The organism is Streptomyces sp. NPDC096152 (assembly GCF_044763235.1).
Taxonomy (GTDB): Bacteria; Actinomycetota; Actinomycetes; order Streptomycetales; family Streptomycetaceae; genus Streptomyces.
Map to the genome: position 1 here is coordinate 276075 of NZ_JBIWFW010000007.1, position 24984 is coordinate 301058.

The following is a 24984-nucleotide window of genomic DNA, read 5'->3' on the forward strand; positions in this document are numbered from 1 at the left end:
CAAGGGAGAGTCGATGCGGGCGCTGCTCGCGGCCGACCGTGTCGGCACGCTGCAGCAGATATCCGCCCTTAGCCGTGAGTTCGAAGGGGATCGTCGAGGCGAACGCACTGGTGGCCATTGACGACGAGCACGACCCGGAGGGGGCGAGCACGGCCTTCGAGCGGGCGCACGTCGCCGCCCTGCTGTCCCAGGCGCGCGAGCATCTGAACGATCTCGATCGCGTCCTGGAACGGTTGGAGAGAGGCGACTCAGGGCGCTGCGAGCAATGCGGTGAGCCGATCCCGACGGAGCGCCTCGAAGTTCGCCCGGCGGCGAAAACCTGCGTGCGCTGCGCGTCCGTAGCTCGTTGAAGGGTGCACAGTTGAGGACGCGACATGTCGTCCTGCCCCAACTCGGCGTGCGGGTAGATGCCGAGTTCCTCCGTCGGCGGCCGTTCACCATCTGACCTTCACCCGGCTTGATCAGGAGAAGACACGGCCTGGCTCATCGGATACCGCCGACCGCACCGCCGCTCCGAACGCAAGGCCGACCACCTCCTCGCTTACACGAGCATCGCCTGCACCGCACCCTCATCTGCTACCGCAACTCGCCAAATGAGATGTCTTCTTAGCTGGAACGCGAGGTACAGGTACTCCTCGTCCTCCCGGCCCTGCGCGACGTCGCGGCCGAGCGCCGGACCTCCTCCGGTCGGGCCCGCTTGGTGGACAGACGGAAATCCGCGTCCTGGCCCAGCCTGATCTCGCCTCCGAATGAGCTGCCGACTGGGTCCGTCCTGACCGACACGTAGGCTTCCCGCCTGGCCTGACGCCAGTAGTCGACCCCGTCGCCCCGCGGGGCGTGACGGGTGGAGAAGGACGTCAGGCGCGGCAGCGCCAAGCCGTCCTGAGCCACGGTCATGCTCTCCTCTTGACCGCTCCGCGCCGATCTGCCCGAGGCTCACGGCGTCCTGTCCCGCCTACGCCGCAGGGATCTTCTCGGGCCTTTCGCCGACCGATGCGTCGGCAAGGCAGGAGTCCGGCCCGCAGCCTCCCCGAACGGGGACTGCGGGGCCGGGGAGGGCGGGCCTCAGGCGGGAATGAGGCCGTGGGGGTTGATGATGAACTTCTCGGCCACTCCCGTGTCGAAGGTCGCGTAGGCCTCGGGGGCGTCGTCGAGGCTGATCACCTTCGTGTTGAGCATGGCGCTCAAGTAGGGCATGCGGTCCCACAGGATCGCCATCATCAGCTCGCGGTTGTAGTGCATGATCGGTGCCTGCCCGGCGGTGATCCGCGGCGACTTGATCCAGGCCTTGCCGAAGTCGATCGGGTACGTTCCCTCTTGCTCGGCCTTCGACTTCGCGAGCGGGTCTGGGCCGTAGACGCCGATGACGCCGGTGGCTCCGCCCGCGCGGGTGGCGTCGATCACCTGGTTGATCGCGTAGGCCGGGTCCATGTCCTCGGCCTCGGGGCCGATGCCGTGCGCCTCGGTGCCGACGTAGTCGACTGCGCAGTCGACCATGGGTTCGCCCAGGATGGCCTCGATCTGGTCGGTGAGCGCTGCGTCCTGGCTCAGGTCGATCGTCTCGCAGCCGTTCTTCTTCACCAGCTCCAGGCGGTCCTTGTTGTGGTCGCCGACGATGATGCAGGACGCCCCGAGGAGGCGCGCCGCTGCTGCGCCGCAGCGGCCGACCGGGCCGGCGCCGGCGATGTACACGGTCGAGCCCGGCTTGGCACCGGCCTCCATGAGACCGTGGAACGCGGTGGGCAGGATGTCCGAGAGCAGCGCCAGGTCACGGATCTTCGCCATGGCCTGGTCCCTGTCCGGGAAGCGCAGGAGCTGGAAGTCGGCGTACGGGACGAACAGGTACTCGGCCTGGCCGCCGGTCCAGTCGCCCAGGTTGAAGCCGTACGCTCCGCAGGACACCTTGGGGTTCGTGGTCTCGCAGACCTCGGTCCGGCGCGCCTTGCAGTTGCGGCATCGGCCGCAGGCGACGTTGAACGGGACGGAGACGAGGTCGCCTTCACCGAGGAACTCGACGTCGGGGCCGACCTCGATGACCTCCCCGGTCATCTCGTGCCCCATCACCATGCCCTGGGGCACCGGGAAGGACCCGCGGTAGATGTGCAGGTCGCTACCGCAGATGTTGGTGGCGACGATTCTGAGGATGACGCCATGCGGGGCCTTTTTCCCGTTCGGCATCTGAAGCTTCGGGAAGTCGAGAGACTCGACGCGCATGTCTTTCGGGTTCTGGAAGACGACGGCGCGGTTGCTGCCTGCCATGACGATCTCCTCTGCTGATCCAGGGCGACTCGGCCGTGGAAGTGCCGGCGGTCATTTCGGTGGCTTTGCGACCTCGACTTTCCCAACCTAGGGCCGCCACCCAACGTACGCACGCCGGGATCGGACCCTCTATGTCCGCGTGCCATCGCACTAACGCTGCGTGCCACGCTCCCGGCCATGCACGTCATCTCCATCTGGGCAGGTCCGCGCGTTGTTGGCTTTGAGGGATGACCGACGCAGCAGCGCCCGCTCCCCAGGAGCCCTCGCCCGTCCAGGCCGAATCCGGGTGATGGGTGCTCGCGAGCGGACCTGACGCCTTTGGCAAGATCTGCAATGGCTTCAGAAGCGACGCGTTACGAACCATCCACCCTCAGCCACCACCCACCCCAGCCGCGCACGCCACTACGGTCCCGCAGTCGGGAACGGTGCCCCCTCCATCCCGGTGCCGGCCGATCCCCCGCCGGAGGCACCGCCTTGACCGGCGGCCTGCCCTATGCGGTGATCGACTCATGGCCATCGGCCCTATCCACCTGTGGGCGCGCGGAGGCGCAGCCGGGGCGGAGCGGGCCGAAGGCAGGAGCGGCGCCCCGAGCGGAGCCGGTAGCGCGCCCGGCGGAGCGGAGCGCAGCCGGGGCTTGATGAGGTAGAGAAACATGTAACAGCTCTAGGCAGCTTGGCGGTTCAGCTGCCTACCGGTGGCGTTAGTCTGCGGCCATCGTGGCTCCGGACAGGGGGCGCCTCGTCGTGCAAGGCGTCCTGGACGCGGATCGCGTAGACCTCGCTCATCGTGGCGATGGCCTCGGTCGGGGTGAGCCATTCAACTGCGGTTGATTCGTCGGAGAGTTGCGCGTGGCCGCCTACAGGCCGGCACCGGAACACCAGGGCACGTCCGGCTCTATCTGGTCCCGCTGCTCGGGGCCAAGCGGCTCGAATCCCTCAGCGTTCCCGACGTACGACGGTTCCTCATGCGCCTGGAACAGGAGACCACCGCCGCAACGGCCAAGGAATCACACCGCGTTCTGCGTTCGGCGCTGTCCTCCGCGTGCCGAGAGGAACTGATCACGCGCAACGTCGCCAAGCTCGTCGAGCCTCCTCGAACCGACAACCGGGAGCTGAGGCCTTGGACCCTGGACGAGACGCTCGACTTCCTGGCCGCCTCGCGCAAGGACCCGCTCTACGCGGCCTTCGTGCTCGCCATCGGCATGGGTCTTCGCCGGGGTGAGATCGTCGGTCTGCGTTGGTCGGACCTCGACCTCGAAAACCGGGTCCTGTACGTCCGCCAGCAGACACAGCGTCGACGGGGCGTCCTGTACGACGACGACCCGAAAAGCCGCCGTCGCCGTGTCGTCCCGCTACCCGCGCTCTGCATCGCGCCTCTGCGCTGGCACCGCATGAAGCAGGCAGTTGCACGTGCCAAGGCGGGGGAGGGGTGGCAAGAGTCGGCCTACGTCTTCACCACCCGCACTGGTCGCCCGGTCGAGCCGCGGAACGTCTACCGCTCCTTCACCCGCATCGCCCAGTCCGCCGGCCTCCGCGTCATCCGGCTGCACGATGCCCGGCACGGCACCGCGACCCTCCTCGCAGCGGCCGGAGTCGCGCCCCGCGTCGTGGTGGAGATCCTCGGGCACTCCCAGATCAGCATCACCATGGACGTCTACACTCACGTCGTCCAGGACACCCAACGCGAGGCCATGAGCCACATGGACCGCCTGCTGCGGAGGCGCCCCGGTCGTCAGTGACCGTCCTCGTTGATGTCAGACCTGGATGTCAAAGGCCACCTACCAAGATCGGTAGGTGGCCTTTTGACCTGCGGCTTTGCTGGCTGAGCCAGCGGGCACGAGTGCGGCCGTCAGCCACCCTGGTTGACCGTGGCTGACCCCCGCATCTGGCACGGCTGTGGCACGCGCATCCTCCGCAGAGGCGTGCGCGTTCAGCGTCCTTCGCGTTCATAGCGTTCCACCCGACGCGCCAACTTGACGCGATACCTCTCGGGCGCGACCGACCCCGCCCTTCTTCGTAGAGGTCGAGGACGAGGATCGGGTACTCCTTGTCCATCACGGCCCGTTCGTCTGCCAGCAGCAGAAATGTGGGGTCGTTATCGCCCTGGGGCATCAGCTCCGCAAACTGCTCCGCTGTGAGGTCGCGATACGCCAGGTCGTCAACGAAGCCGACATAACCACTTCCGCCATCGGGATCTGCTCCGTGGACCGCTGACTGGAGCGCTTCCCAAGCAGACTGGTCACCGAAGTAGGTACGGAGGACGAACGGGCCTTCGTGGTCGGGCACTGGCAGCATGCGACATCCCTGAGGGTGATGACGGGGCCACTCACGAGCACGGCTGAGTGACACGCTCAATGGGTCAGGCAAGTCGGCGGGCGTGGTACATCGGTCGTCGAGGCCGACGCCCCGAGTGGTCCCGAGACTTTGGTACCTAGCCTCATCCTTATCAGGTCGATCACATGGTCTCGGCAGCATCGTCCGAGGGCTAACGCCCTCGGACGATGGTCCGCTGAGGTCCGGCGTTGACCGTCACTGTCCGCGCCCGTGGTGTGAGCCATTGGTGTCATCGTCTGTCAGCCTCCGGATCGGCGGGGCTTCGTCGTTGTCTACCGGCCCACTGCCAGCGGATGGGAGGGAACGGCCAATTCCACCGATAAGGAACCGGACAAACTACGGAAAGTTCGCGCCACGGATCTTGTGTGGCGCCTGTGAACCCATGAGGGTGGTTGGTGGTACGACACGCGTTCGATTTTTCTAGGGGGAAAGTGAAGGCACGTTTTGTCGTCCCGCTTCTCGCGGCTGGGGCCCTGCTGGTGCCGGCTGCCACAGCGTCGGCCGCGGCAACTCCGAGCGGCAGCACGGGAAGGGCCATCGCGAAGAGCCCTACTGACGTAGCCGTGTGGTGCACGTTCTTAGGTGAGAAGCCGTTTCAAGTCACCCATAACGGCCCGCTGTTCGCCCAGGGTCATTACACGGGTTGCTCGACTCCGGCGCCCAACAAATGCCGGGCCCAGGTCGATCTTCAGCGGCTCGAAGCCTACGACGGGCACTGGCACGCGGTGAAGCACAAGGACAGCGGGTGGACGAAGTGCAGCGGGCGCTTCACCACCCCAGGGCTCAAGTGCGTGCATGATGGCCACAAGGAGACGTACAACACTCAGGTGACCCTTCAGGTCGAGTACCGCGGACGCTTCAGCGAACCCGGAATCGCAGACACGCACAACACCGTGATCGACTGCTGAAGTCCGTTCACTCATAACGGCCTGCCGGAGCGATTCGGTAGGCCTTTTTCAGTTTCGGTCCCACAAATGAAAGCGAGACAGAAGCGTGCACGTTCATTTTGAAGCCGTAGACCCAGAGAAAATGATCAGGTTCTGGGGCAGCATCCCGGGTCATGGCGCGTACAGCGTTGGCCAAGCGGAATCTCCGGCCGTGCTGCCAGTCGTCACCGTCGTTGCCGGAACGGTCGCCGAACAGGTCCAGACGCTGATCGCCAAAGGCGCCTCACTGGTGGAACTCCACGATCCCATGGAAGCCCTGATGAAGGATCCGGAAGGCAACAGGTTCATGGTGGTGCTCGACTCCGCTCACGAAGCATGACGTTCTCCAGCGCGAATGCGGCCCGGCGTACGGCACTGCACGCTGGGGTGAAGGTCAGGTACACGAAGTGGAACTACAAGACCACCGAGCCCAACTGCAGCACCAAGGTGCTGCACAACGGAACGGCGCGGCTGGTCTACAACGGCCGCGAGACGTGGCACGGGAAATGCTGATGCGCAGCGCAGGGATCGTTCTGCTGGTGGTGTCCGCCGCTGTGGTGTCCGGGTGCAGCGGCGGGAAGAGTACGCCGCCTTCGCCGAGTGCCTCGAAGGCGGCGCTGGTGTCCGATCCGGACAATCCTGCGAAGGGCGCTAAGGAACCGGGCCGGCTGGGTCCGGGGACGGTGAAGCTGCCCGTGGCTGCGGACCGGATTGCCGCATTGTCCGTGCGGTATGACTGTCTCGGTCCCTCGGGTGGTCTGAAGGTCAGTAATGGGACAGCGCTGCGCGCCGGGATCGAAGTGTGTGACGACAGCGCCACCTACGGTGCCTCGATGAAGGCGAAAGACCTGGATGGCCGGAAGTTCGGCGGTACGGTCAAGATCGAGGTCGACAAGCGGACGCGGTGGCGCGTTTCCGTCAGCATCACCGACAAGGACGGCGTCAAACAGACAGTCCATAGCTGAGCTTGACTCTGTCGGGGATCTTTGAGTTGCCCGGTGCGTCGGCGTGATTGGTGGGCATGCTCCGGGCGTTCCGAGAGTTCGTCCCCTCTTCGGCACCTGCTTGGATGGCCTCGATCACCGCTTGACCAGCGGCAATGACGTATTCGGGCGCACGGAGCTGTACGCCCATGAGGGCAGATGACATCGCGGCGCCGGACGCCATCAGATCGCACACCGCCTAGATGAACAGCGGGTGCTGGGCGTTGGTTGTCGCTTTCATGGCGTCTACGTACGATTGAATTTAGGCGATGGTGCACGGTCGCATCGAGCAGCCGCTTATAGGCCTGCGCCGCGCTGATCTATCAGCACATGACGAGCGACTGTGATCGGGCCATCGCGGCTCGGCTCGGGGCCATGATCCGGGGTGGGGGGAGCGGCCTCCGAGTCCACCGGAGAGGACGCCGAGCGGACGTAGTGGCACGCGTGTGCCACGGCGCCTGGCACGACGAAGGGCCAGCCTGGGAGGAAAACCCTCCTGAGCTGGCCCTTTCTTCTGTGCCCCCGGCAGGATTCGAACCTGCGACACCCGCTTTAGGAGAGAGGCTGAGAGGCTGTGCCGCTGACCTGGGTCTTCGACACCTTGTGGGGCGGCTACAAACTCGACTGCGAAACACCCTCGTTGACCGTGGCTGACCCCTGCATCTGGCACGGTTGTGGCACGAACCTCGACCGACGGCAGTCAGCCAGGACGGCGGGTGCGACGGCCGACCACGCGCGCGTGTGTCTCCCTGTACTCCCACCGGCCTCAGCCACGCTGCCGTGTCGTCGACCAGAGCAAGTTGTGCTGGCGGAAGCGTAGCGGTGAGACCTTGGGCGATGACCTCTTCGTCCCGAAGCTACTTGGCCGGAGGCGCGACCTGCGCCCAGTGCGCCTTTCACTTGTGGCGGTGGTCCGCGGGCGTCCGTACTTGTCCGCCGATGTCCGTCGGCGTTGTCACACAGATAGACACTCACGCCCATCGCACGAGGCTGCACAGCCGTGACCGGGTTAGGGCTCGCCCGTTGGAGAACGGCCGGGTCGACGTAGCTGAGGAACTGCGTTCTCTTACGGGCTCGTTGCCGCGACAAGACGGCGTCTTCGGCAGTGCGGTCAACAGGACCGGCGGATCCGTTCCGGAACTCGTTCGCCAACTGGCCGCCGAGGCCGAAGAGGCTTGGAAGCAGTATGGAGTGGAAGGTGCAGTCGGCCCGCACACACCAGCAGAGATCGACGACGCACTCTTGCAGGTCGACACTGGGCGTGTGGTAGGTGTCTGCTGCACGATCGGGTGACATCTGAACTGGCCTGCCCTGAGGGGCGGCTGGGAAGGACGTCGCTGCGCCCAAGCCCTATCCGCAAAGAGTTCTGCCAGGACGTCGTACGAATCGCGAAGAACCGGGGCCCGGGTGTCACGGTCGAGCAGGTGGCCACTGACATTCGGGGTTCACCCGATGACGTTGTGGAAGTGGATGCGCCGGGCGGACATCGATGACGGATCCAAGCCCGGGGTGGCCAGCCAGGAGAGCGCGGAACTCCGGGAAGTGTCGGCGGATCAAGCTGCTGGAGCAGGAGAACGAGGACCTACCACCGGCGCCGCCGACAATCCGCACTCGGCCGGCTGACCCTCATCGAATACGAAGCCGTCATGACCACACCGGCCCTCCAGGCCGGGTGACTGAACCTGTCACCCGAACCTGCAGCAGTCCCGACACCTGTACCCGCAGGTCCGCTCGACAGGTGATCACATTGGCCTTCGGAGCACTCGTGGGGCACGTTAGTCTCCGATCATGGCCTTGCGACCTGATGAGTTCTACGACCACGCACTTGCAGCCGCGGATGGTGAGCTTCGGCTTCCGTTGGCACGGATGACCGGCTGGGACATAAGCCCGTTCGAACCCGGGGGACTTCGCGTCGCGCCGCTGCGCCCGCCCGTTTCGCCCGAGCCAGAACGGCACGGCGAGGATCCGGCGAACTGCGACGTGTGCCGCGCCCGAGACAAGGGCATCTGGTTCAACGAACGCTGGCGACTGGCCCGGGTCACGGGAGTCGGTGTGCCGCTGGTGCTGATGCTGTACTCCCGAGACCACTACGACATGGCGGATCTGCCCGACGAGATGGCCGCCGAACTCGGGCTGCTCACCACTCACATCGTCCGTCATGTGCAGGCACTAGCGCATGTCTCCCGAGCCCACGTCTACCGGATCGGGGACGGAGCCGCACACCTGCATATCTGGTTCTTCGCCCGGCCCGAGGGGCAGGCCCAATTCTACGGTTCGTGGTTGCCCGTCTGGGACGACCTGCTGCCGGAGTACCCGGCGGACGTAGCGGACGCAGACGCGGCGGCCGTCGCTGACGCATTGGTTACCTCATATGGAGGCCGTCGTTCGGCCACCGACGAACAGACGCACGTCTGAGCCTCCTGCTGTGCCCTGTCCGTCGTGTTGCCTTCACCACGAACGTCATGCGGTCGAGTGGGGGATCAACCGCCTCAAGAGACACCGCGCCGTCGCCACCCGGTACGACAAACTCGCGGTCCGCTACGAGGCCACTGTCCTCGTAGCGGCCATCAACGAGTGGCTGTGATCGGCACGCTTCGCCCGATGCGGTTCAGAGATCGAGCACGCTCAGCGCAGGGACAAGGCCGCGCGCAACGTGGCGCTGCCGGTCACCGCTCCGGAAGGACGACCGGGCCGTCCGAGTAAGGCATTGAACCTTGAGCAGACGGAAGCCGTGCTCGCCGCCGCTCGCCCGTCGCGGCTGTACGCCTACCTCTTGCTCTCACTCCTCAGTGGCCTACGTACAGAGGGGGCACGGCCCTCACCTGGGATCATCTCTTCCTGGAGACAGAGGATGGCATCCCGCCCCACGTCGCCGTTTGGCGCTCGGTGCGCAAGCACGGCGAGACCAAGACAAGAAGGAGCCGCCGGACCATCGCTCTGCCGAAGCAGGTGGTCGACGTCCTCGAAGAGCACAAGCGGTGGCAGAAGCAGGAGAGGGCGTTCCGAGGGATGGGGAGTCCGACCGGTCGCGTCTTCACGACGCGGAGCGGTGAGCCGCTCGACGCTGCCAACGTCCGGCGTGATTTCAAGGCCATCGTGAAGAAGGCGGGACTGGCTCCAGAATGGACGCCGCGCGAACTGCGGCACAGCTTCGTCTCACTGCTCTCCGACCATGGCATCCCGCTGGAGCGCATCGCGCAGCTTGACGGGCACACCAGTCAGGCGACGACGGAGGCCGTCTACCGGAAGCAGCTCCGGCCGGTCATCACCGGAGCGGTCCGCTGGTAGCTATTCCCCATACTGTCCGCGAGAAAAGGAACAGCCTTTACCCTGCGCTTTGCGGGGAGACATCCTGCGGATCGGCAGGGCCAGCGGAGACTGGGCGTTCGAAGAACGTTTGCAGGACGACTGTCGCCTGCGTTCCGCTGACGCCGTCGATCGCGTAAATCCTGCGCAGTACGTCCTGGAGCTGCTCGGTGGTCGCGGTCCTCACCTTCACCAACACCGATGCGCTGCCCGCGATGACGTGCGCCTCCATGATCTCGGGGAGCGCGGCGAAGCTCTCCGCCGAATCTCCCATCCATGACGTCGACTCGACCATCACGTAGGCCAAGACGCCGCACCCGACCGCCGCCGGGTCCACCTCCACCATCGTGCGCCGGATGACGCCCCGTTCCCGCAGCTTCTTGACCCGCTCGTGGGCGGCACCGGCGGACAGGCCCGCGGCCCGGCCGAGCGCGGCGTAGGACTGGGTTGCGTCCTGCTGAAGTTGCGTCAGCAGGATTCGGTCGATGTGATCCACAACTCTCCGTTCGGCATGACCTTGTGATGACCATATGGAATCCTGCACTATCGCATGCAAGTCGAACCAGATTCGATGTACGCGCCATTTGTTGGACGGAAGGACATCCAATGCCCGGTCAGCGCCCCGTGCTGTACGAGAGCTTCGACGACCGGTTCCGTACCGGACGGTGCATGAACGGTGACGAGAGCCTCGAGGTCCTGTACACCGGCTGCCGCTGGGCCGAAGGGCCGGTCTACCTGCCCGCCTGGCGGCAACTGATCTGGAGCGACATTCCCAACGACCGGATGCTGCGCTGGGACGAGGAGACGGAGTCGGTCAGCGTCTTCCGCCGCTTTGCCGGGCACACGAACGGCAACACCCTGGACCTCGAGGGGCGACTCATCACCTGTGAGCAGGGAAACCGCCGGGTGACGCGTACAGAGCACGACGGTCGCATCACCGTGCTGGCCGACCGCTGGCAGGGAAAGCGCTTGAACAGCCCGAACGACGCGGCCGTGAAGTCCGACGGTTCGATTTGGTTCTCCGACCCGGACTTCGGGATCACCAGCGACTACGAGGGCTACCGGGCGGAGAGCGAGATCGGCTCCAACAACGTGTACCGAATCGACCCGGCCACCGGCCGGGTCGACCTGGTCGCCGACGGCTTCGGAGCGCCGAACGGTCTCGTGTTCTCGTCTGACGAACGGCAGTTGTACGTCTCCGACACTCGGGCGGGGTTCATCCGGGTCTTCGACGTACGGGACGACGGCACGCTGTCGGACGGCAGGATTTTCGCGGCGGCCGGAGCCCGTGCGGCGGCGCGCTTCGACAACCTCCGTTTCGATGAAGAAGGCCGGCTCTGGGCCGCCGCGATGGCGGACGGCGTGCACTGCTACGACCCTGACGGCACACTGATCGGGCGGTTGAACGTGCCGGAGGCGGTGGCCAACATCTCGTGGGGCGGCGCCAAGCGCAACCGTCTGTTCATCACGGCGGAGACCAGCCTCTACTCACTGGTCATGGGTGTCACGGGGACACACCCGACAGGACCTGGGCACAGGCCCTGGCCAGGTCCGGCACGCTGAGACTGGGCCGACGCGCGGAGCGGGCGGAGCCGTCAAAACCATCGACACGCCGAAGTGGCTGTCTTGCTTGGTCGCCGGTCATATCGCCCGGACCGAGTCGGCACCCTGCCCGTGTCACGAGCACACCTTCGTGTTCCGTGGCCACGGTCCCGCCAACGGTGCTGCCCGGCACGTAGGCGCAAAGGTGGTCGACGTCGCCCGCCGCGCCGAGGTCTCTGCGGCAACGGTCTCGAACGTGCTGAACCGTCCGGACACGGTCGCGGAACGAACGCGGATCTGGGTGGAGACAGCCATTGTGGAATTCGGCTACGTCCGTGCGGGCCAGACGGGAGAGCCGGCCGCACACTGGAACGAGTCAGGGCCTGTTTCCCGTGAAGGGAAACAGGCCCTGACCTTGTGTTTTGGCTGTCGGGGTGGCGGGATTTGAACCCACGACCTCTTCGTCCCGAAGGAACTTGCGCGGGTGGCCGACCATGGGGCGGTGGGCCTCTCACCTGCTGCGAGCGTCCACAGCCGTCCGCGCTCGTCCGCCGCTGTGCGTCGGCGTTGTCACGCAGTTAGACACTCACCCGGGATGCGACCCGGAGCTTAGAAGATGCGGGCAAGCCTTGGCAGGACGGTGCGATGGCACCTTGATGCTTCCGTTCCGGACCGCTGAGTGCCGCTGTCGTCCGCCGTCGTTGCCGTCAGCGCTGCCGTCACGGCCGTCAGCCGTGGCTGCCATGCGGCGCCTTCGGTGCTACAGCCCGCCCTGAGTGCACGGCGTAACTCGCTCATTCGGCCAGCCGGCTATGTGGTTGCCGCACGGAAGAGGCCCAGGAGCGCCTGGGCTGGCGGGGTGTCCGCGTCGAAGAACTGTGTGGCCAGCGCGGCCGGCACTGCCGTTCCGTGCATGCGGACCTCGTGGCACCTGAAACAGAACGCCGCCTCGAACAGTGCCAGGTCGAGAGAGTCCTCGTACGCCCGGACACTCCAGCCTGGCGAGAAGCCGCAGCGGTGCTGTTGGCTGCCGGGCAGGTTCTCGATCAAAGTCAGGGCTTCGGCGGCCTCGCTGCCGGTCCAGTGGGCGACCGCCCTGCCGGGGTAGGGGACACCCTTCTTGGGCGGCGGGGCGGAGACCCTCACGACCTCAATCAGCACGGTAGCCGCAACGGCTTCGGCGGGGAGCTGCATGTGAACGGTCTCTTCTTCTTGCTGGTGGCGACCAGCCCGTTCGAGCCGGGCCGCGCACGACGACACCACACCGCTACGCTCACGCTCGCCGCGTGATCAACGAAGCGTGTCCACCATCACGGGGGAAGGCCCCTTGAGGTTGAACAAGGCTCAATTTTCTTGATCCGATTCAACTTCCCAACGGAAGGATGCGAGAGCAGACCCTTCTGTGATCAGATGCGGTGTTTGCGTTTCAGGTGCATCGGGCACCTGCCGCGGGCGGAGCAGGTGCCCGATGGCGACGATCGCACCGAGCAACAAAGCGAGCAGACAGATCAGGAAAAGGCCGAGTCCGGCAAGACCCATGAGCCCGTACCCCGTCAGGTTGGTGATGACGTCCATCAGGTTCATGCATCCACAGGCCAGCATGATGACAGCGTCTCGGCTGACGGCGCACCCGCGGCCGCCTGTGACCGATCGGTGCTAGGAACGAGCCGATGTCGTAATACGGCAACCTGACCGGCGTGATCCGGTTGCACGACGCCCGCCATGGCACCGTCAAAGGCCCCGGACCATGATCGGTCCGGGGCCTTTTGGCTGGTGCCCCCGGCAGGATTCGAACCTGCGACACCCGCTTTAGGAGTTCCTACCCGCAGGTGTAGGCCCAGCGGTAAGGCTCCTCCCGTGGTCGAGCCCAGGCCGCTGACTGCTGCCCTCGTGCCCCGTCGTACGCGCCTGTTGCCGTCAGTAGGTGCCGTCAGGGCCTATGCGCTGATGGGCAACTCGCGGGCCCGCTGGCGGGCTTCGATAGGGTCCCCAGCCCACTGGATCCGGGACGCCGAACGGCTCCGCACCCGCCCCCCTCACGACCTCCTAATCCGTAGCTCTATAGAGATCGGTCGATGGGGGCCATAGAGGTCTCCGTTCGGTTCCTGAGGGTGGCTGTTGGCCATGGTCGGTTGCTGTGGTTGCTGTATTTCTCTGCTGTACCGCAACCAGCCCTACAGCGCCTGACGGAGGCCGCGAGGACTGCATCGGTTCCTGCCGCCTGTGTGACATCCATAACGGAATGGGGATCTTGAGCCGGTGCGGGAGCGGTCATACCGTAGGCGGATACTGTCCTCAACTTGCCTTCGACCAATGACTAGTTGTGGCCTGTTCTCGTTCCAGAAAATCTAATGCTTCCCACACAAAACGGGGTTGACCTTGAAAGCTCGTCGTAAGTCCCTGATGCTGACCGCAGCCGTCGCGGCGCTGACCGCCGGAGCCGTCATCGCTCCGGCTGCGTCGGCCAGCGCGGCAGAACTCAAGCCCGCGAAGTCAGGCATGGCCGTCATCAACCTCAACTCATCCTTGCGGTCGGCGGACCGTGAAACTCACACCAAGGACGTCGGTGGTGGCACCTGGACCTATGGCTGGGAGCTGACGACCGGCGGCAAGCGTTGCTTCTCCTACTACTTCCATGGCTCGAAGATGCACCATGCGACGGCGAGAATAGCCAACGCCCAGAACAAGGCTTACGCCTTCGCCAAACAAACGGCTAAGGCCAGCAGGACGGCAGGCTCCGCCTACACGTGCGCCGCGTATTGGAGCGTCGACGAATAAGCCTTTCGGCCGCGCTAACACTCAAGGGGGCCGTGAAGCGACGCCTGTCTCGTGAGGGCCTGCTCTCACCGCGAGCCTCACGCTGGAGGCGCAATAGGCAACTTCGCGGACAAGCCCGAGACCTGTCAGCCCTTCGCCTCCGCATCCCCTTCGCGAGTGCGCAGGGAAGCTGCCGTGCCGTTCGCCCCGCCGTCTGGCCGGCGAGCGGCGCGGTGAGCACTCCGCTGTTCTGGCAACGAGTAACGGCCCTGAACCCGCGACGGTGGCCGACGTAGACTCGCGCAGAGGTCAGGTCTCAGAAGTCTCGTTACTGGAAGGCTCTCTCGAACCTCGTGTTCTCTCCACGCTCCTGGATCCTGACATCTGCGGCTGCGCTCGCAGTCGGTGCGGCGCTGGGATCCCTCACCCGCCTTCTTGAGGCGAATGCCTCCACGGGAGTCCGTGCCGCGTATCTCGTCCTGAACGAGGCATGGCCCTGGTCGGCCCTGGCCTTCTGCGCTGGCCTCGCCTGTGCATCCAGGATTGCGTCCGCGGCCCTGGCCGCAGTGTCCCTGGCGGCGGCTGTCGCTGCCTACTACGCGGTGGACGCGCACGCCGCCTGGGCCGGGTTTTTGCCGGCCACGCTCGCATGGGGTGCAGTCGCTCTGGTAGTCGGGCCCTTTCTGGGGCTCGCGGGGAACCTGGCACGCAAGCCTGGCCTTGGCGGTCTTCCCTTCCGGCTGATGATCCCGCTGCTGGCTGTTGTGGAGACGTCGGCGCGGCTGCGAGCTGAGGTCTCACTGCAAGGGTCAGTCGGTGAGACGGCATGGACCATTACCCGCCTTGCAGCGGTAGCTGTCTGTCTGGCCCTGGCCGCACACACGGTGCTGATCAACCGGCGGCACCGGAGTGAAAGGTAAAGCCTTGCGGCTCACCGGGAGTACGCCTGCGTCTTCGCCACCCATACCAGCCGCCCGGTCGAACCGTGGAACGTCTACCGCTCCTTCACACGCATCGTCCAGTCTGCTGGCCTCTGCGTGGTCCGGCTGCACGACGCCCGCCACGGCACCATCAAGGGCCCCGGACCATGATCGGTCCGGGGCCTTTTGGCTGGTGCCCCCGGCAGGATTCGAACCTGCGACACCCGCTTTAGGAGAGCGGTGCTCTATCCCCTGAGCTACGAAGGCGGATCGTGGCCGCGTGGGTCACAGGCGTCAGCGTACCGGATGTGGGCGGCCGCAGGTGGGGACGCCGGGCGTCAGGTCAGGGGGACGTGGGTGAAGTGGGTGGCCACGTGGAGGTCTGCCTCGATGGCGGTGGCCGTGCGGCGCAGGGCGGGGAGGAGGTGCTCGATGCACTGTTCGCGGGTGTGGCGGGCCGTGTGCATGGCCACGCCGGCCGCGGCGACCACCCGGCCCGCGCGGTCGTGGATCGGGACCGCGAGGGAGCGGAGGCCCGCTTCCAGTTCCTCGTCGACCAGGGCGTAGCCCTGCTCCGCGGTTTCGGGGTGCGTCTGCGGCACGGACGGTGTGTCCGACAGCAGGACTCGGCCCAGGGCGGTGGCGTGGGCCGGGAGGCGGGTGCCCACGGTGATGTCCACGCTCATGATGCGTCCCGTCGTCGCCCGGGCCGTGTACTGGATCTCCTCGCCGGAGGAAGTCAGGACCGCCAGAGACGTCGACTCGTGGACGTGGGCCGCCAGTTCCTCGAGGTGCGGCAGCGCCATCAGGGGGAGCGAGGTGCGGGACAGGGGCGGGAAGCCCAGGGACAGCACCCTCGGGGTGAGGGTGAACGTCCGGTCGCCCTCCTGGCGCACCAGGCCCAGGTGCTCGTACGTGATCAGCGCTCGCCGTGCCGTCGCCCGGGACAGCCCCGTCGCCTTGGCCACCTGCGCCGACGTCAGCGCGGCCCTGTCCTCGCCGAAGGCGGTCAGCACGGTCAGGCCTCGGGCCAGGGACTCGACGAACTCCCGGCCCAGTTCCTGCTTCGACGCGGCCGTCCACGTCGCGAGGTTCGAGGGGGGTGAGGTGCCCGAGAGGGGCGGGGCCGCGCGCAGGTCCGCCTCCATCGCCGCGACCGTCCTCCGCAGGCGGGGCAGGAGGGTGGTGCGCAGGTCGTCCGCCGAGTGCCGGCTGGTGTGGCTCACCACGCTCGCCACGCACGCGATGCGGCCCGTGTCCGGGTGCCGTACGGGTACGGAGACCGCGACCAGGCCCGGCTCGATCAACTGGTCGTCCAGCGACCAGCCGTCCTCCCGCGCGCTCGCCGCGCGCCGCTCGAAGTCCGTGGCGATCGTGCCGATCGTGCCGATCGCGTCCCCCGGCCGGTCCGTCGTCGGCACCCGTGGGGGTACGGCCGGAAAGCCCCTGTCCTCCGGGTCGGCCGCCCGGCGCGCATGCCAGAGCCGCCAGTCCGCGTCGGTCCACTCCGTCGCGAACAGCGGGCCCGGCGCGGTGCGTTCCGCGGGAAGCAGGTCGCCGATGCGGAAGCTCAGCGACATCGCGCGGCGGCGGGTGGCCTGGTGGATGAAGCGGATGCCGTCCCGGTCGCCGACGGCCAGGGAGACCGACTCGTCCAGCTCGTCGGCGAGGGCGTCGGCGCGCGTGTCGAGCAGCGCCGGCAGCCGCAGGGCGGCCAGGTAGGCGTTGCCCAGTTCCATGAGGCGGGGGGCGAGTACGACGTCCCGGCCGTCCGGACGGACGTACCCCATGCGGGCGAGCGTCGCCGTGATCCGGTCCACGGTGGAGCGGGCGAGTCCCGTGGCCCGTTCCAGGGCGCTCGGGCTCAGCGTTCCGCCGGCCTCGGTCAGCTGCCGCAGCACCGCGACGCCCCGCATCAGCGGGGTGACCGCCTCGGCGGGCGCGGCGGCAGTGGTGGCCGCGGTGGGTGCGGCGGCTGCGGGGGAGCCGGCGCCGGTGACCCGGTGGGCCACCGTCGGGGTGTTCGGGGGCATCGCATCTCCGGTACGGGGGTGGCGGCAGGCCTACCGTAAGCCCGCACCGCGCGTTCCCTCCTCCGTACCTTCCGAGGGGCCCGCACCGGCCCTCACCGGCCCTCACCGCCGGGTGACCCGCACCCGGTAGTTCCCGTGGAGGTCGGCCGCCGCCACGTCGATGCGGATGCCCGCCCGGGGGTCCCGGAAGGACTGGCCCGGCGCGAAGGGCGCGTCGGAGAGTTCGGCGTGGACGTTGGGGCTGCGGGTGCAGCCGCCGGAGTCGCGGTGGGCGTCGTAGACCTTGATCGGGCCGCGGCCGGTGTCGACGTCCGCGTCGACCTTGTAGATGAGGACGCCCGGTTGGCAGACGGTCTCGTCGTTGCCGGCGCGGGTGCGCAGTTCCAGGGCGTAGCCGCTGCGGGCGTCGAGGGGGACGAAGACCAGTTTCGGGCCGCCGGGGCGGGCCAGCGGCGTCAGCGGGTACTCGACCGAGCCCCGCTTGGCCGCGCAGCTCACCTGGGAGGCGTCCAGCCAGCCCAGCTTCCACTTGTGCCAGCCGAGGAGGTCGTTGTCGGCCCCCCAGTCCTCGCTCATGATGTCCCAGTGGCCGACCGCGCCCCCGCCCTCCGGCGTGTACAGGTCGGGCAGGCCGAAGACGTGGCCGTTCTCGTGGGGCAGGACGCGGTAACCGGTGCTGCCGTAGGAGCCGGAGCCGTCGTCCTGGCGGGAGTAGACGAAGGAGGCGTTCGCCACCGGGACGCCGTCGGCGACCGGGGCCGCGCTGTTGCCCGCGAACGTCACCGACAGCACCGTCTCCAGCGCGGACGGCCCGGCGTTGGGGGTCATCAGCACGTTCAGCAGGTCGTAGTCCCGGAAGTCCACCGTGGGGTCGGCCGCCGTGACGATGTCCTGGACGAGTTGGCGGTAGCCGGGGTCGAAGGGCGCGCCGCGCTCTATGCCGTACGCCTTGAAGGGCTTGGGCATGCGCAGCCACCCGGATATCGGGGTTTCGGGGCGGTAGTCGAGCCGGCCGTAGGAGGCGGTGCGGAACCACTCCTGGGTCCGCGGGAAGAACTCGTGGTAGCGGTCGAGCGCTTTGCCCGCGCCCGGTGCGTCCGGGAAGTCGATCATGACGGTCAGGGCGTGGACGGTGCCGACGGAGCGGGCGTAGCCGCTGCCGGTCGGTATGCCCTCCGACATCTGCACGGCCGAACCGCCGCTGATCAGACACGGGTTGAGGGCGGGGGAGCGGGCCAGGAGGGCCGAGCCCGCACCGGTGGCCGAGGGCCCCGCCGTGAGGCGCCCCGATCCGGCCGACGTGCTGACCGCCAGGGTCAGCGCGGTCACGGAGGCGAGGGCGGCCGCACGGCGCTTGCGTATCCGGTGGCGGGGCTGCGGCTGCATCCGTGGACCTTTCGCGCCAGGCAGCCACCGGTCTCCGGCTGCACCCTTTCGATCACCCTGTGTCGTCGGGGCGGTGGGCGCGCGCTGGAGCGGCCGATCGTGCGACGGCCGATCGGGAGGGAAGTGAGGGGCTGGTCAGGGGACCGGGGGGCACTCATGGCAGGGGTCCGGGGGTCACCCATGGTCAGGGTCCGGGGGTCACCCATGGTCAGGGTCCGGGGGTCACCCATGGTCATGTGACCCAGGTCACCGGAAAACTTGGCGGGCGCGGGAAATAACCGGGGACCGTTTCCCCGTTTAGCCCTGTGTCCAGCGAAACGGGGATTCCTTCCCCGGATCGCGGCGACACGCGACAGGACTCAGCAAGACCCCAGGCTCGGGGCTTGAGGCCCAAGGCCCCATGCCCGAGCCCCCAGACCCGCAAGCCCCACGATCAGTCGAGGAGTACGCCGTGCAGACCGCGACCGCCCACTCGCGCAAGGCGACCCGGCCTCGCGCCGACGCTCTGCGCAACCGGGAGCGGATCGTCACCGCCGCCCGCGAGATGTTCGTCGAGTTCGGACCCGAGGTGCCGCTCGACGAGATCGCCCGCCGGGCCGGCGTCGGCAACGCCACGCTGTACCGCAACTTCCCGGACCGCGACGCTCTCGTCCGCGAGGTCGTCTGTTCGGTCATGGACCGTACGGCGCTGGCGGCGGAGCAGGCGCTCGCGGAGACCGGCGACGCCTTCGACGCCCTGGAGCGCTTCGTGCACGTCGCCGCCGACGAGCGGATCAGCGCGCTGTGCCCGATGATCTCCAGCACCTTCGACCAGCACCACCCCGATCTGGAAGCCGCCCGCGAACGGGTGGAGCGTCTCGTCGAGGAGGTCATGGACCGCGCCAAGGCGGCCGGGCAACTGCGCTCGGACGTGGGCGTCGGCGACCTGATGGTGGCCGTGGCCCAGCTCAGCCGGCCCCCGGCCGGCACCGGCTGCCTCGGCACCGACCGCTTCGTACACCGTCATCTGCAGCTGTTCCTGGACGGGTTGCGGGCTCCGGCCCGGTCCGTCCTGCCGGGTGCCGCGGCGACCATGGAGGACCTGAGGACCTGCGCCAGGCTGCCTGAGTAACGCGGGCACGGCACCGCGCCCCTCCTCCACCCGGGCATCCAGCCACCCAGCCGCCGAAGCCACCCAGCCGCCGAAGCCACTTAGCCACCAAAGCCCCCCCATCCACCAAAGCCCCCCATCCGCCAAAGCCACCCCCCATCAGCCAAAGCCACCCCGCCCAGCCACCAAAGCCGTCAAGATCCCGTGGCCGTCACCGACGACGAGCCGCCGGCACACGTCACCCTTTTTCCGTCACGAAGTCCCGAAGTGGGTACCCCCATGTCCGAAACAGCCGTGAAGGCTCCCGGCGTCGTCCCCGACGCCAACCGCTGGAAGGCGCTCGTCTTCATCGCGCTCGCCCAGCTGATGGTCGTCCTGGACGCCACCATCGTGAACATCGCCCTGCCCTCCGCCCAGCTGGACCTCGGCATCTCCGACGGCAACCGGCAGTGGGTCGTCACGGCGTACGCCCTGGCCTTCGGCGGTCTGCTGCTGTTCGGCGGACGCATCGCCGACCTGTGGGGCCGCAAGCGCGCCTTCGTCACCGGCCTGGCCGGCTTCGCCGCCGCCTCCGCGCTCGGCGGCGCGGCCACGAGCGGCGCGATGATGTTCGGGGCCCGCGCCCTGCAGGGCGCGTTCGGCGCGCTGCTCGCGCCGGCCGCACTCTCCCTGCTCGCGGTGATGTTCACCGACGCCAAGGAACGCGCCAAGGCGTTCGGCATCTACGGCGCGATCGCCGGTGGCGGCGGCGCCGTCGGCCTGATCCTCGGCGGCTTCCTCACCGAGTACCTGGACTGGCGTTGGACGTTCTTCGTGAACATCCCGTTCGCCGTCGTCGCCGCGGCCGGTGCCTACCTGGTCGTCCGCGAGCCCGAGGGCAGCCGCAAGCGCGCGCCGCTCGACATCCCCGGCGTCGTGCTGTCCACCCTGGGCCTGGTCGCGCTGGTCTACGGCTTCACCCGCGCCGAGTCCGACGGCTGGGGCGACTCCGTGACCGTGGGCATGTTCGTCGGGTCGGCCCTGCTGCTCGCGGCCTTCGTCGTCGTCGAGTCGAAGGTCAAGGCCCCGCTGCTGCCGCTGCGCGTGGTCACCGAGCGCAACCGCGGCGGTGTCTACCTCTCGCTGGGCCTGGCGATCATCGCGATGTTCGGCCTCTTCCTCTTCCTCACCTACTACCTCCAGGTCGTGAAGGGCTACTCGCCGGTGAAGACCGGCTTCGCCTTCCTCCCGATGATCGCGGGCATGATCACCGGCTCCACCCAGATCGGCGCCCGGCTCATGACCCGGGTGGCGCCGCGGCGGCTGATGGGCCCCGGCTTCCTGGTCGCGGCCCTCGGCATGCTGCTGCTGACCCAGCTGGAGATCGGCTCCTCGTACGCCGCGCTGCTGCTGCCGGCGATGCTGCTGCTCGGTCTCGGCATGGGTACGGCGTTCATGCCGGCCATGTCCCTGGCCACCCTGGGCGTCGAGCCGCGTGACGCCGGTGTCGCCTCGGCGATGGTCAACACCTCGCAGCAGGTGGGCGGTGCGATCGGTACGGCCCTGCTGAACACGATCGCGGCCTCCGCGAACAGCGGGTACGTCAAGGACCACATCGGGGCCGCCGCTTCCAGGCCGCAGCAGCAGCTGGTCCGGCTGGAGGGCATGGTGCACGGTTACGCGAGCGCCATCTGGTTCGCCGTCGGCATCCTGGCCGCGGCCTCCTTGATCGCGCTGTCCTTCGTCAACGCCGGCCGCCCGGGGAGCGCCACGGTCACCGGTTCGGGCTCCGGCTCCGGCGCGGGCGAGGGCGTCGAGGACGAGGTGATGGTCCCGGTCGTCGCCCACTGACGCACCGGCCGTCCATCGACCGACCGGCAGTCCATCGACCCACCGGCAGTCCATCGACCCACCGGCAGTCCATCGACCCACCGGCCGTCCATCGACCGGACGGCCTGCCCCTTCCCTGCCCCGGCCCCTCCGCGCACTCCGCTCAGCGGAGCCAGGGCAGGTCCGCACCCGCTTCGTCCGGCTGAAGTCCCTCGGCGACGATCTGCATGATCTCGCCGAGGGACTTCTGCTGTTCCGAAGTCAGCCGGTCGAACAGGGCCTGGCGTACGGCGGCCACATGGCCGGGCGCGGTGCGGCGCAGGACGTCCCGCCCCTCCTCGGTCAGCACCGCGAACTGGCCCCGCTTGTCGGAGGGGCAGTCCTCACGGCGTACCCATCCGTTCTTCTCCAGGCGCGCCACGGCGTGCGAGAGGCGGGAGCGGGTGATCTTCGCGTTCCTGGCCAGCTCGGTCATCCGCAGGCGGCGGCCCGGGGACTCGGCGAGCTGGACGAGAAGGCCGTAGTAGATGTGCGGCATCCCCGCGTCACGCTGCAACTGCCGGTCGAGGTGGTCCTCCAGGAGGGTGGTGGCGTGCAGGTAGGAGCGCCAGACGCGCTGCTCCTCGGCGGTGAGCCAGCGGTGGTCCCCGGTGGGGCCGGGGCCGGAGCCGGACGCGGATGCGGGTGCCGTGTTCATGGCTCCACTGTACGAGGCTGCTTCTTGAAACTTAAACAACTTGCACGTACCCTCTCCAGTAAAGCTTTAGCTTTCAAGCAATGCCGGAGGGAGCCGCCACCATGTCCGAAGTCACCCAGGCGCACACGCAGCAGGGCCGCAGCCGGGAGGGCGCGGCGGAGCGCGCCCCCGGACGCATGCCCGCCCTCTACCTCAGCCACGGCGCCCCACCCCTCGCGGACGACCCGGTCTGGCCCGGTGAACTCGCCTCCTGGTCCGCCGCGCTGCCCCGCCCCAAGGCGATCCTCGTGGTCTCCGCCCACTGGGAGGAGGCCCCGCTCGCCGTCGGCGCCACCGAGCCGGTTCCCCTCGTCTACGACTTCTGGGGCTTCCCGGAGCACTACTACCAGGTGCGCTACGACGCTCCCGGCGCCCCCGAACTCGCCGCGAGCGTGCGCAAGCTGCTGCGCGCCCCCGGTATGCCGGTGCAGGACGTGCCCGGTCGCGGCCTCGACCACGGCGCCTACGTCCCGCTCGTCGAGATGTTCCCCGCGGCCGACGTCCCCGTCCTGCAGATCTCCATGCCGACCCTCGACCCGGTGAAGCTCATGGAGATCGGCCGCAGGCTGGCCCCGCTGCGCGACGAGGGCGTGCTGATCGTCGGCTCCGGCTTCTTCACCCACAACCTGGCCGCGCTGCGTCACGCCGGGCGCGGGGTGCCGAGCTGGTCCTCCGAGTTCGACGACTGGGGCCGCCGCGCGCTGGAGGCCCGCGACTGGGACGCCCTGCTCGACTTCCTCGACAAGGCCCCGGCCGGCCGGTACGCCCATCCGCGCACCGAGCACTTCGCCCCGCTCTTCGTGACCATGGGCGCGGCGGAGGTCGGCGGGGAGCTGGACACGCAGAAATCCGTGATCGACGGCTTCTGGATGGGAATGGCGAAGCGGTCCGTGCAGTTCGGCTGAAACAAGCGCACACGCGCCGCGTACCTCTGGGTGTGGAGAGTCTGGGAATCTCCTGAGAGTCCGGGTTTGCGGCAACCTTCGGCTGGTACCACCCGTCCTTGAGAGTGGGAGAACGGCCGAGGGTGACGCTCTCCCCGCAGCCCTCCCCGCGGCGCTCTCCGTGGCTCTTCCCGTGAGGGACCGGCCACCGTACGTGTGACCGGAACCTCACGGCGGCGCGGTCCACCGGGTTCGCGGAAACCTGGAGGAGAGGGCGGTAACCGCTCTGACCTGCGTCTCCGTGGGGGCCGTCGGCGATGCTAGGGCGCTGCGGCCGTGCAGGGTACTGCATGATCAGAAAAATTGGGGGGCGGGTTGGGAATTCTGTCCGGATTCCAGTCGTTGTTTCCATCGGATGCGGGGCACCCGAGGAGAGTCCCCCAAGACAGTGTCCAGCGTCCGAAGCCCACCCGCTGACCCACCATCGCAAGGGAGCACGCATGGCAACCCGTGCCGTCGCCCGTCGTAAGTCCGCCACCGGCGAGACGGCCGACGCGGCAAACAGTGTTCGCGCCCATGGCGGCGAGATCGCCGACCGCGACCTGGTCGGCATGTATCTCGACGAGATCGCGCGTACACCGCTGCTCGACGCCGCGAAGGAAGTCGAGCTGTCCCAGGTCATCGAGGCGGGTGTGTTCGCACAGCAGATCCTCGACGGGCTCGAGGAGGCCAAGGCGGACGCCTCCCGCGAGGAGCTCGAAGCCCTGGTCGCCGAGGGGGAGCGTGCCAAGGACATCTTCATCCGTTCCAACCTCCGCCTGGTCGTCGCCGTCGCCCGGCGCTACCCGCGCAGCGGCCTGCCCCTGCTGGACCTGATCCAGGAGGGCAACGCCGGCCTGGTGCGCGCTGTCGAGAAGTTCGACTACCGCAAGGGCTTCAAGTTCTCGACGTACGCGACCTGGTGGATCCGTCAGGCGATCACCCGCTCCATAGCGGACCAGTCCCGCACGATCCGCCTGCCCGTCCACCTCGTGGAGGAACTCGGCCGCATCCGCCGGGTCCAGCGCGAGTTCAACCGGGAGCACGGCCGTGACCCGGAGCCCGCGGAGATCGCCACCGAGCTCGGCTCGACGCCGGAGCGCGTTGCGGACGTCCTCGACTGGGCCCGCGACCCGGTCTCGCTGAACATGTCGGTGGACGACGAGGGCGAGACCCAGTTCGGCGACCTCCTGGAGGACACCTCCGCGGTGTCGCCGGAGCAGTCGGTGCTCACCCTGCTGCGGAGCGAGGAGCTCGACGACCTGATCGGCCGCCTCGACCAGCGCACGGCCTCCATCATCAAGATGCGCTACGGCATCGATGACGGCCGGGAGCGCACGCTGACCGAGGTGGGCAAGGAGCACGGGCTGACGCGCGAGCGCATCCGCCAGATCGAGAAGCACGCCCTGCTGGAGCTGAAGAAGCTGGCCCGCGACACCGGCTTCGACGCGGCGGCCTGACACGGTCCCGAGGCGTCGGCGTGACGCCGCCCCTGGCGTCGGCGTGACGCGGGCCCCGGAAGGGGAGCCCCGTCCGCCGGCCGCGCAGGGGAGACCGCGACTGTCCGCCGATCGCGGAAGGTTCCGCGGCTCGCGGGTGCCGGAAGGGTCTCGTCGATGCCGGGCGGCGAGCGCCGTGCGCCGACCGCGTACGCCGGGTGGCAGAAGTACGCGCAAACAATGGCGCTGTACCGCCGCTTCAACCCGGGGGGCCGTGGGAACAACCTTTCATGGCACAGCAGTTCGGCCCGCACGGGCCCCGCACGAAACCGCCCGCACCGACCCCGGAACGGCCACCGCACGGCCACCGGACGAGTCGGCGGACGGACCACCGAGCCAAGTCCCGACGCACACCCCCCCGGCGCCGGGACTCTCCCCAGCCGGGCTTCGGCGCCACCCCCCCGGGTGCCGGAGCCCGGCTACTTCCTTCTCCGCCTCCGCACACACCAGACAGGCGGGGCACCCCGGACCTGAACCCCGG

Annotated in this window: 22 protein-coding genes, 1 tRNA gene and 4 pseudogenes; 17 read left to right on the forward strand and 10 right to left on the reverse strand. The window is 68.1% G+C overall.

Translation table 11 applies throughout. From position 1 onward, the window contains the following. Window positions 1-13 precede the first annotated feature (13 nt). Window positions 14-350: pseudogene (locus ACIQ9G_RS24570) on the forward strand (TraR/DksA family transcriptional regulator). A gap of 715 nt (window positions 351-1065) precedes the next feature. Here ACIQ9G_RS24570 and ACIQ9G_RS24575 read toward each other — a convergent pair. Both ACIQ9G_RS24575 and ACIQ9G_RS24580 read right to left on the reverse strand, forming a co-directional pair. Then, complete coding sequence (locus ACIQ9G_RS24575; protein WP_403613211.1) at window positions 1066-2259, reverse strand: alcohol dehydrogenase catalytic domain-containing protein; 1194 nt, start codon at window positions 2257-2259, stop codon at window positions 1066-1068. Between the two features lie 681 nt (window positions 2260-2940). Then, window positions 2941-3144 (reverse strand): annotated as a pseudogene (locus tag ACIQ9G_RS24580) (NUDIX hydrolase); the annotation flags it as partial. Here ACIQ9G_RS24580 and ACIQ9G_RS24585 point away from each other — a divergent pair. Further along, window positions 3144-3998: pseudogene (locus tag ACIQ9G_RS24585) on the forward strand (tyrosine-type recombinase/integrase); the annotation flags it as partial. The pseudogenes ACIQ9G_RS24580 and ACIQ9G_RS24585 overlap by 1 nt on opposite strands. 28 nt (window positions 3999-4026) lie before the next feature. Here the strand turns inward: ACIQ9G_RS24585 and ACIQ9G_RS24590 are convergent. Next, window positions 4027-4734 carry a DUF6924 domain-containing protein gene (locus ACIQ9G_RS24590; protein ID WP_403613213.1) on the reverse strand — a complete coding sequence of 236 codons (708 nt, stop codon included), beginning with the start codon at window positions 4732-4734 and terminating at the stop codon, window positions 4027-4029. Between the two features lie 422 nt (window positions 4735-5156). On the opposite strand from ACIQ9G_RS24590, the gene ACIQ9G_RS24595 reads away from it, so the two are divergent. From ACIQ9G_RS24595 to ACIQ9G_RS24620, 6 genes are all read left to right on the forward strand, one after another. Next, window positions 5157-5501 (forward strand): hypothetical protein, encoded by a 345-nt coding sequence (locus tag ACIQ9G_RS24595; RefSeq protein WP_403613214.1) that lies wholly within the window; start codon window positions 5157-5159, stop codon window positions 5499-5501. 190 nt (window positions 5502-5691) lie between these two features. Continuing rightward, window positions 5692-5859: a VOC family protein gene (locus ACIQ9G_RS24600; RefSeq protein ID WP_403613215.1), complete on the forward strand. Its 168-nt coding sequence runs from the start codon at window positions 5692-5694 to the stop codon at window positions 5857-5859. Then, on the forward strand, window positions 5856-6032 hold the full coding sequence (locus ACIQ9G_RS24605) for a hypothetical protein (RefSeq protein WP_403613216.1): 177 nt from the start codon (window positions 5856-5858) through the stop codon (window positions 6030-6032). Before ACIQ9G_RS24600 ends, ACIQ9G_RS24605 begins: the two co-directional genes overlap by 4 nt. After that, window positions 6032-6484 (forward strand): hypothetical protein, encoded by a 453-nt coding sequence (locus tag ACIQ9G_RS24610; protein ID WP_403613219.1) that lies wholly within the window; start codon window positions 6032-6034, stop codon window positions 6482-6484. The genes ACIQ9G_RS24605 and ACIQ9G_RS24610 overlap by 1 nt, the downstream gene beginning before the upstream one ends. Before the next feature lie 1806 nt (window positions 6485-8290). Then, complete coding sequence (locus ACIQ9G_RS24615; RefSeq protein WP_403613221.1) at window positions 8291-8917, forward strand: hypothetical protein; 627 nt, start codon at window positions 8291-8293, stop codon at window positions 8915-8917. Window positions 8918-9388: 471 nt separating this feature from the next. After that, the gene (locus ACIQ9G_RS24620) at window positions 9389-9790 is read left to right on the forward strand and encodes a tyrosine-type recombinase/integrase (RefSeq protein WP_403613224.1); all 402 of its coding nucleotides are present in this window, start codon (window positions 9389-9391) and stop codon (window positions 9788-9790) included. 37 nt (window positions 9791-9827) lie between these two features. Here the strand turns inward: ACIQ9G_RS24620 and ACIQ9G_RS24625 are convergent, their stop codons facing one another. Continuing rightward, window positions 9828-10304 (reverse strand): Lrp/AsnC family transcriptional regulator, encoded by a 477-nt coding sequence (locus ACIQ9G_RS24625; RefSeq protein WP_403613226.1) that lies wholly within the window; start codon window positions 10302-10304, stop codon window positions 9828-9830. A 110-nt stretch (window positions 10305-10414) separates the two neighbouring features. Between ACIQ9G_RS24625 and ACIQ9G_RS24630 the strand changes: the two genes are divergently transcribed. After that, complete coding sequence (locus tag ACIQ9G_RS24630) at window positions 10415-11371, forward strand: SMP-30/gluconolactonase/LRE family protein (protein WP_403613792.1); 957 nt, start codon at window positions 10415-10417, stop codon at window positions 11369-11371. Between the two features lie 184 nt (window positions 11372-11555). After that, window positions 11556-11798, forward strand: a complete 243-nt coding sequence (locus ACIQ9G_RS24635) for a LacI family DNA-binding transcriptional regulator (protein ID WP_403613227.1) — start codon at window positions 11556-11558, stop codon at window positions 11796-11798. A 362-nt stretch (window positions 11799-12160) separates the two neighbouring features. Here ACIQ9G_RS24635 and ACIQ9G_RS24640 read toward each other — a convergent pair whose 3' ends face one another. Both ACIQ9G_RS24640 and ACIQ9G_RS24645 read right to left on the reverse strand, forming a co-directional pair. Further along, window positions 12161-12544 carry a hypothetical protein gene (locus ACIQ9G_RS24640; protein ID WP_403613230.1) on the reverse strand — a complete coding sequence of 128 codons (384 nt, stop codon included), beginning with the start codon at window positions 12542-12544 and terminating at the stop codon, window positions 12161-12163. Between the two features lie 150 nt (window positions 12545-12694). Further along, window positions 12695-12934: a hypothetical protein gene (locus ACIQ9G_RS24645; RefSeq protein ID WP_403613232.1), complete on the reverse strand. Its 240-nt coding sequence runs from the start codon at window positions 12932-12934 to the stop codon at window positions 12695-12697. Window positions 12935-13753: 819 nt separating this feature from the next. Between ACIQ9G_RS24645 and ACIQ9G_RS24650 the strand changes: the two genes are divergently transcribed. The 3 genes and pseudogenes from ACIQ9G_RS24650 to ACIQ9G_RS24660 form a co-directional block, all read left to right on the forward strand. Beyond that, window positions 13754-14128, forward strand: a complete 375-nt coding sequence (locus tag ACIQ9G_RS24650; RefSeq protein ID WP_403613235.1) for a lactococcin 972 family bacteriocin — start codon at window positions 13754-13756, stop codon at window positions 14126-14128. Between the two features lie 332 nt (window positions 14129-14460). Then, complete coding sequence (locus tag ACIQ9G_RS24655; protein ID WP_403613237.1) at window positions 14461-15027, forward strand: DUF6518 family protein; 567 nt, start codon at window positions 14461-14463, stop codon at window positions 15025-15027. 15 nt (window positions 15028-15042) lie between these two features. Next, window positions 15043-15174: pseudogene (locus ACIQ9G_RS24660) on the forward strand (site-specific integrase); the annotation flags it as partial. Between the two features lie 44 nt (window positions 15175-15218). Here the strand turns inward: ACIQ9G_RS24660 and ACIQ9G_RS24665 are convergent. The 3 genes from ACIQ9G_RS24665 to ACIQ9G_RS24675 all read right to left on the reverse strand — a co-directional run bounded on the left by ACIQ9G_RS24665 (window position 15219) and on the right by ACIQ9G_RS24675 (window position 18446). Beyond that, window positions 15219-15294: transfer RNA gene (locus ACIQ9G_RS24665), tRNA-Arg, on the reverse strand. A 71-nt stretch (window positions 15295-15365) separates the two neighbouring features. Continuing rightward, window positions 15366-17060 carry an IclR family transcriptional regulator C-terminal domain-containing protein gene (locus ACIQ9G_RS24670; protein WP_403613240.1) on the reverse strand — a complete coding sequence of 565 codons (1695 nt, stop codon included), beginning with the start codon at window positions 17058-17060 and terminating at the stop codon, window positions 15366-15368. 102 nt (window positions 17061-17162) lie between these two features. Further along, the gene (locus ACIQ9G_RS24675; protein ID WP_403613242.1) at window positions 17163-18446 is read right to left on the reverse strand and encodes a M6 family metalloprotease domain-containing protein; all 1284 of its coding nucleotides are present in this window, start codon (window positions 18444-18446) and stop codon (window positions 17163-17165) included. Between the two features lie 451 nt (window positions 18447-18897). Between ACIQ9G_RS24675 and ACIQ9G_RS24680 the strand changes: the two genes are divergently transcribed. Together ACIQ9G_RS24680 and ACIQ9G_RS24685 are read left to right on the forward strand one after the other, a co-directional pair. After that, window positions 18898-19557 carry a TetR/AcrR family transcriptional regulator gene (locus ACIQ9G_RS24680; protein ID WP_403613244.1) on the forward strand — a complete coding sequence of 220 codons (660 nt, stop codon included), beginning with the start codon at window positions 18898-18900 and terminating at the stop codon, window positions 19555-19557. A 258-nt stretch (window positions 19558-19815) separates the two neighbouring features. Next, window positions 19816-21366, forward strand: coding sequence for an MFS transporter (locus ACIQ9G_RS24685; RefSeq protein WP_403613246.1), 1551 nt, complete (start codon window positions 19816-19818; stop codon window positions 21364-21366). A gap of 142 nt (window positions 21367-21508) precedes the next feature. Here the strand turns inward: ACIQ9G_RS24685 and ACIQ9G_RS24690 are convergent, their stop codons facing one another. Further along, window positions 21509-22042, reverse strand: coding sequence for a MarR family winged helix-turn-helix transcriptional regulator (locus ACIQ9G_RS24690; RefSeq protein WP_403613249.1), 534 nt, complete (start codon window positions 22040-22042; stop codon window positions 21509-21511). Between the two features lie 176 nt (window positions 22043-22218). Here ACIQ9G_RS24690 and ACIQ9G_RS24695 point away from each other — a divergent pair, with 176 nt between their 5' ends. Beyond that, window positions 22219-22986: a dioxygenase gene (locus ACIQ9G_RS24695; RefSeq protein WP_403613795.1), complete on the forward strand. Its 768-nt coding sequence runs from the start codon at window positions 22219-22221 to the stop codon at window positions 22984-22986. Window positions 22987-23465: 479 nt separating this feature from the next. After that, complete coding sequence (locus tag ACIQ9G_RS24700) at window positions 23466-24464, forward strand: RNA polymerase sigma factor RpoD/SigA (protein WP_403613251.1); 999 nt, start codon at window positions 23466-23468, stop codon at window positions 24462-24464. Window positions 24465-24984: the final 520 nt, after the last annotated feature.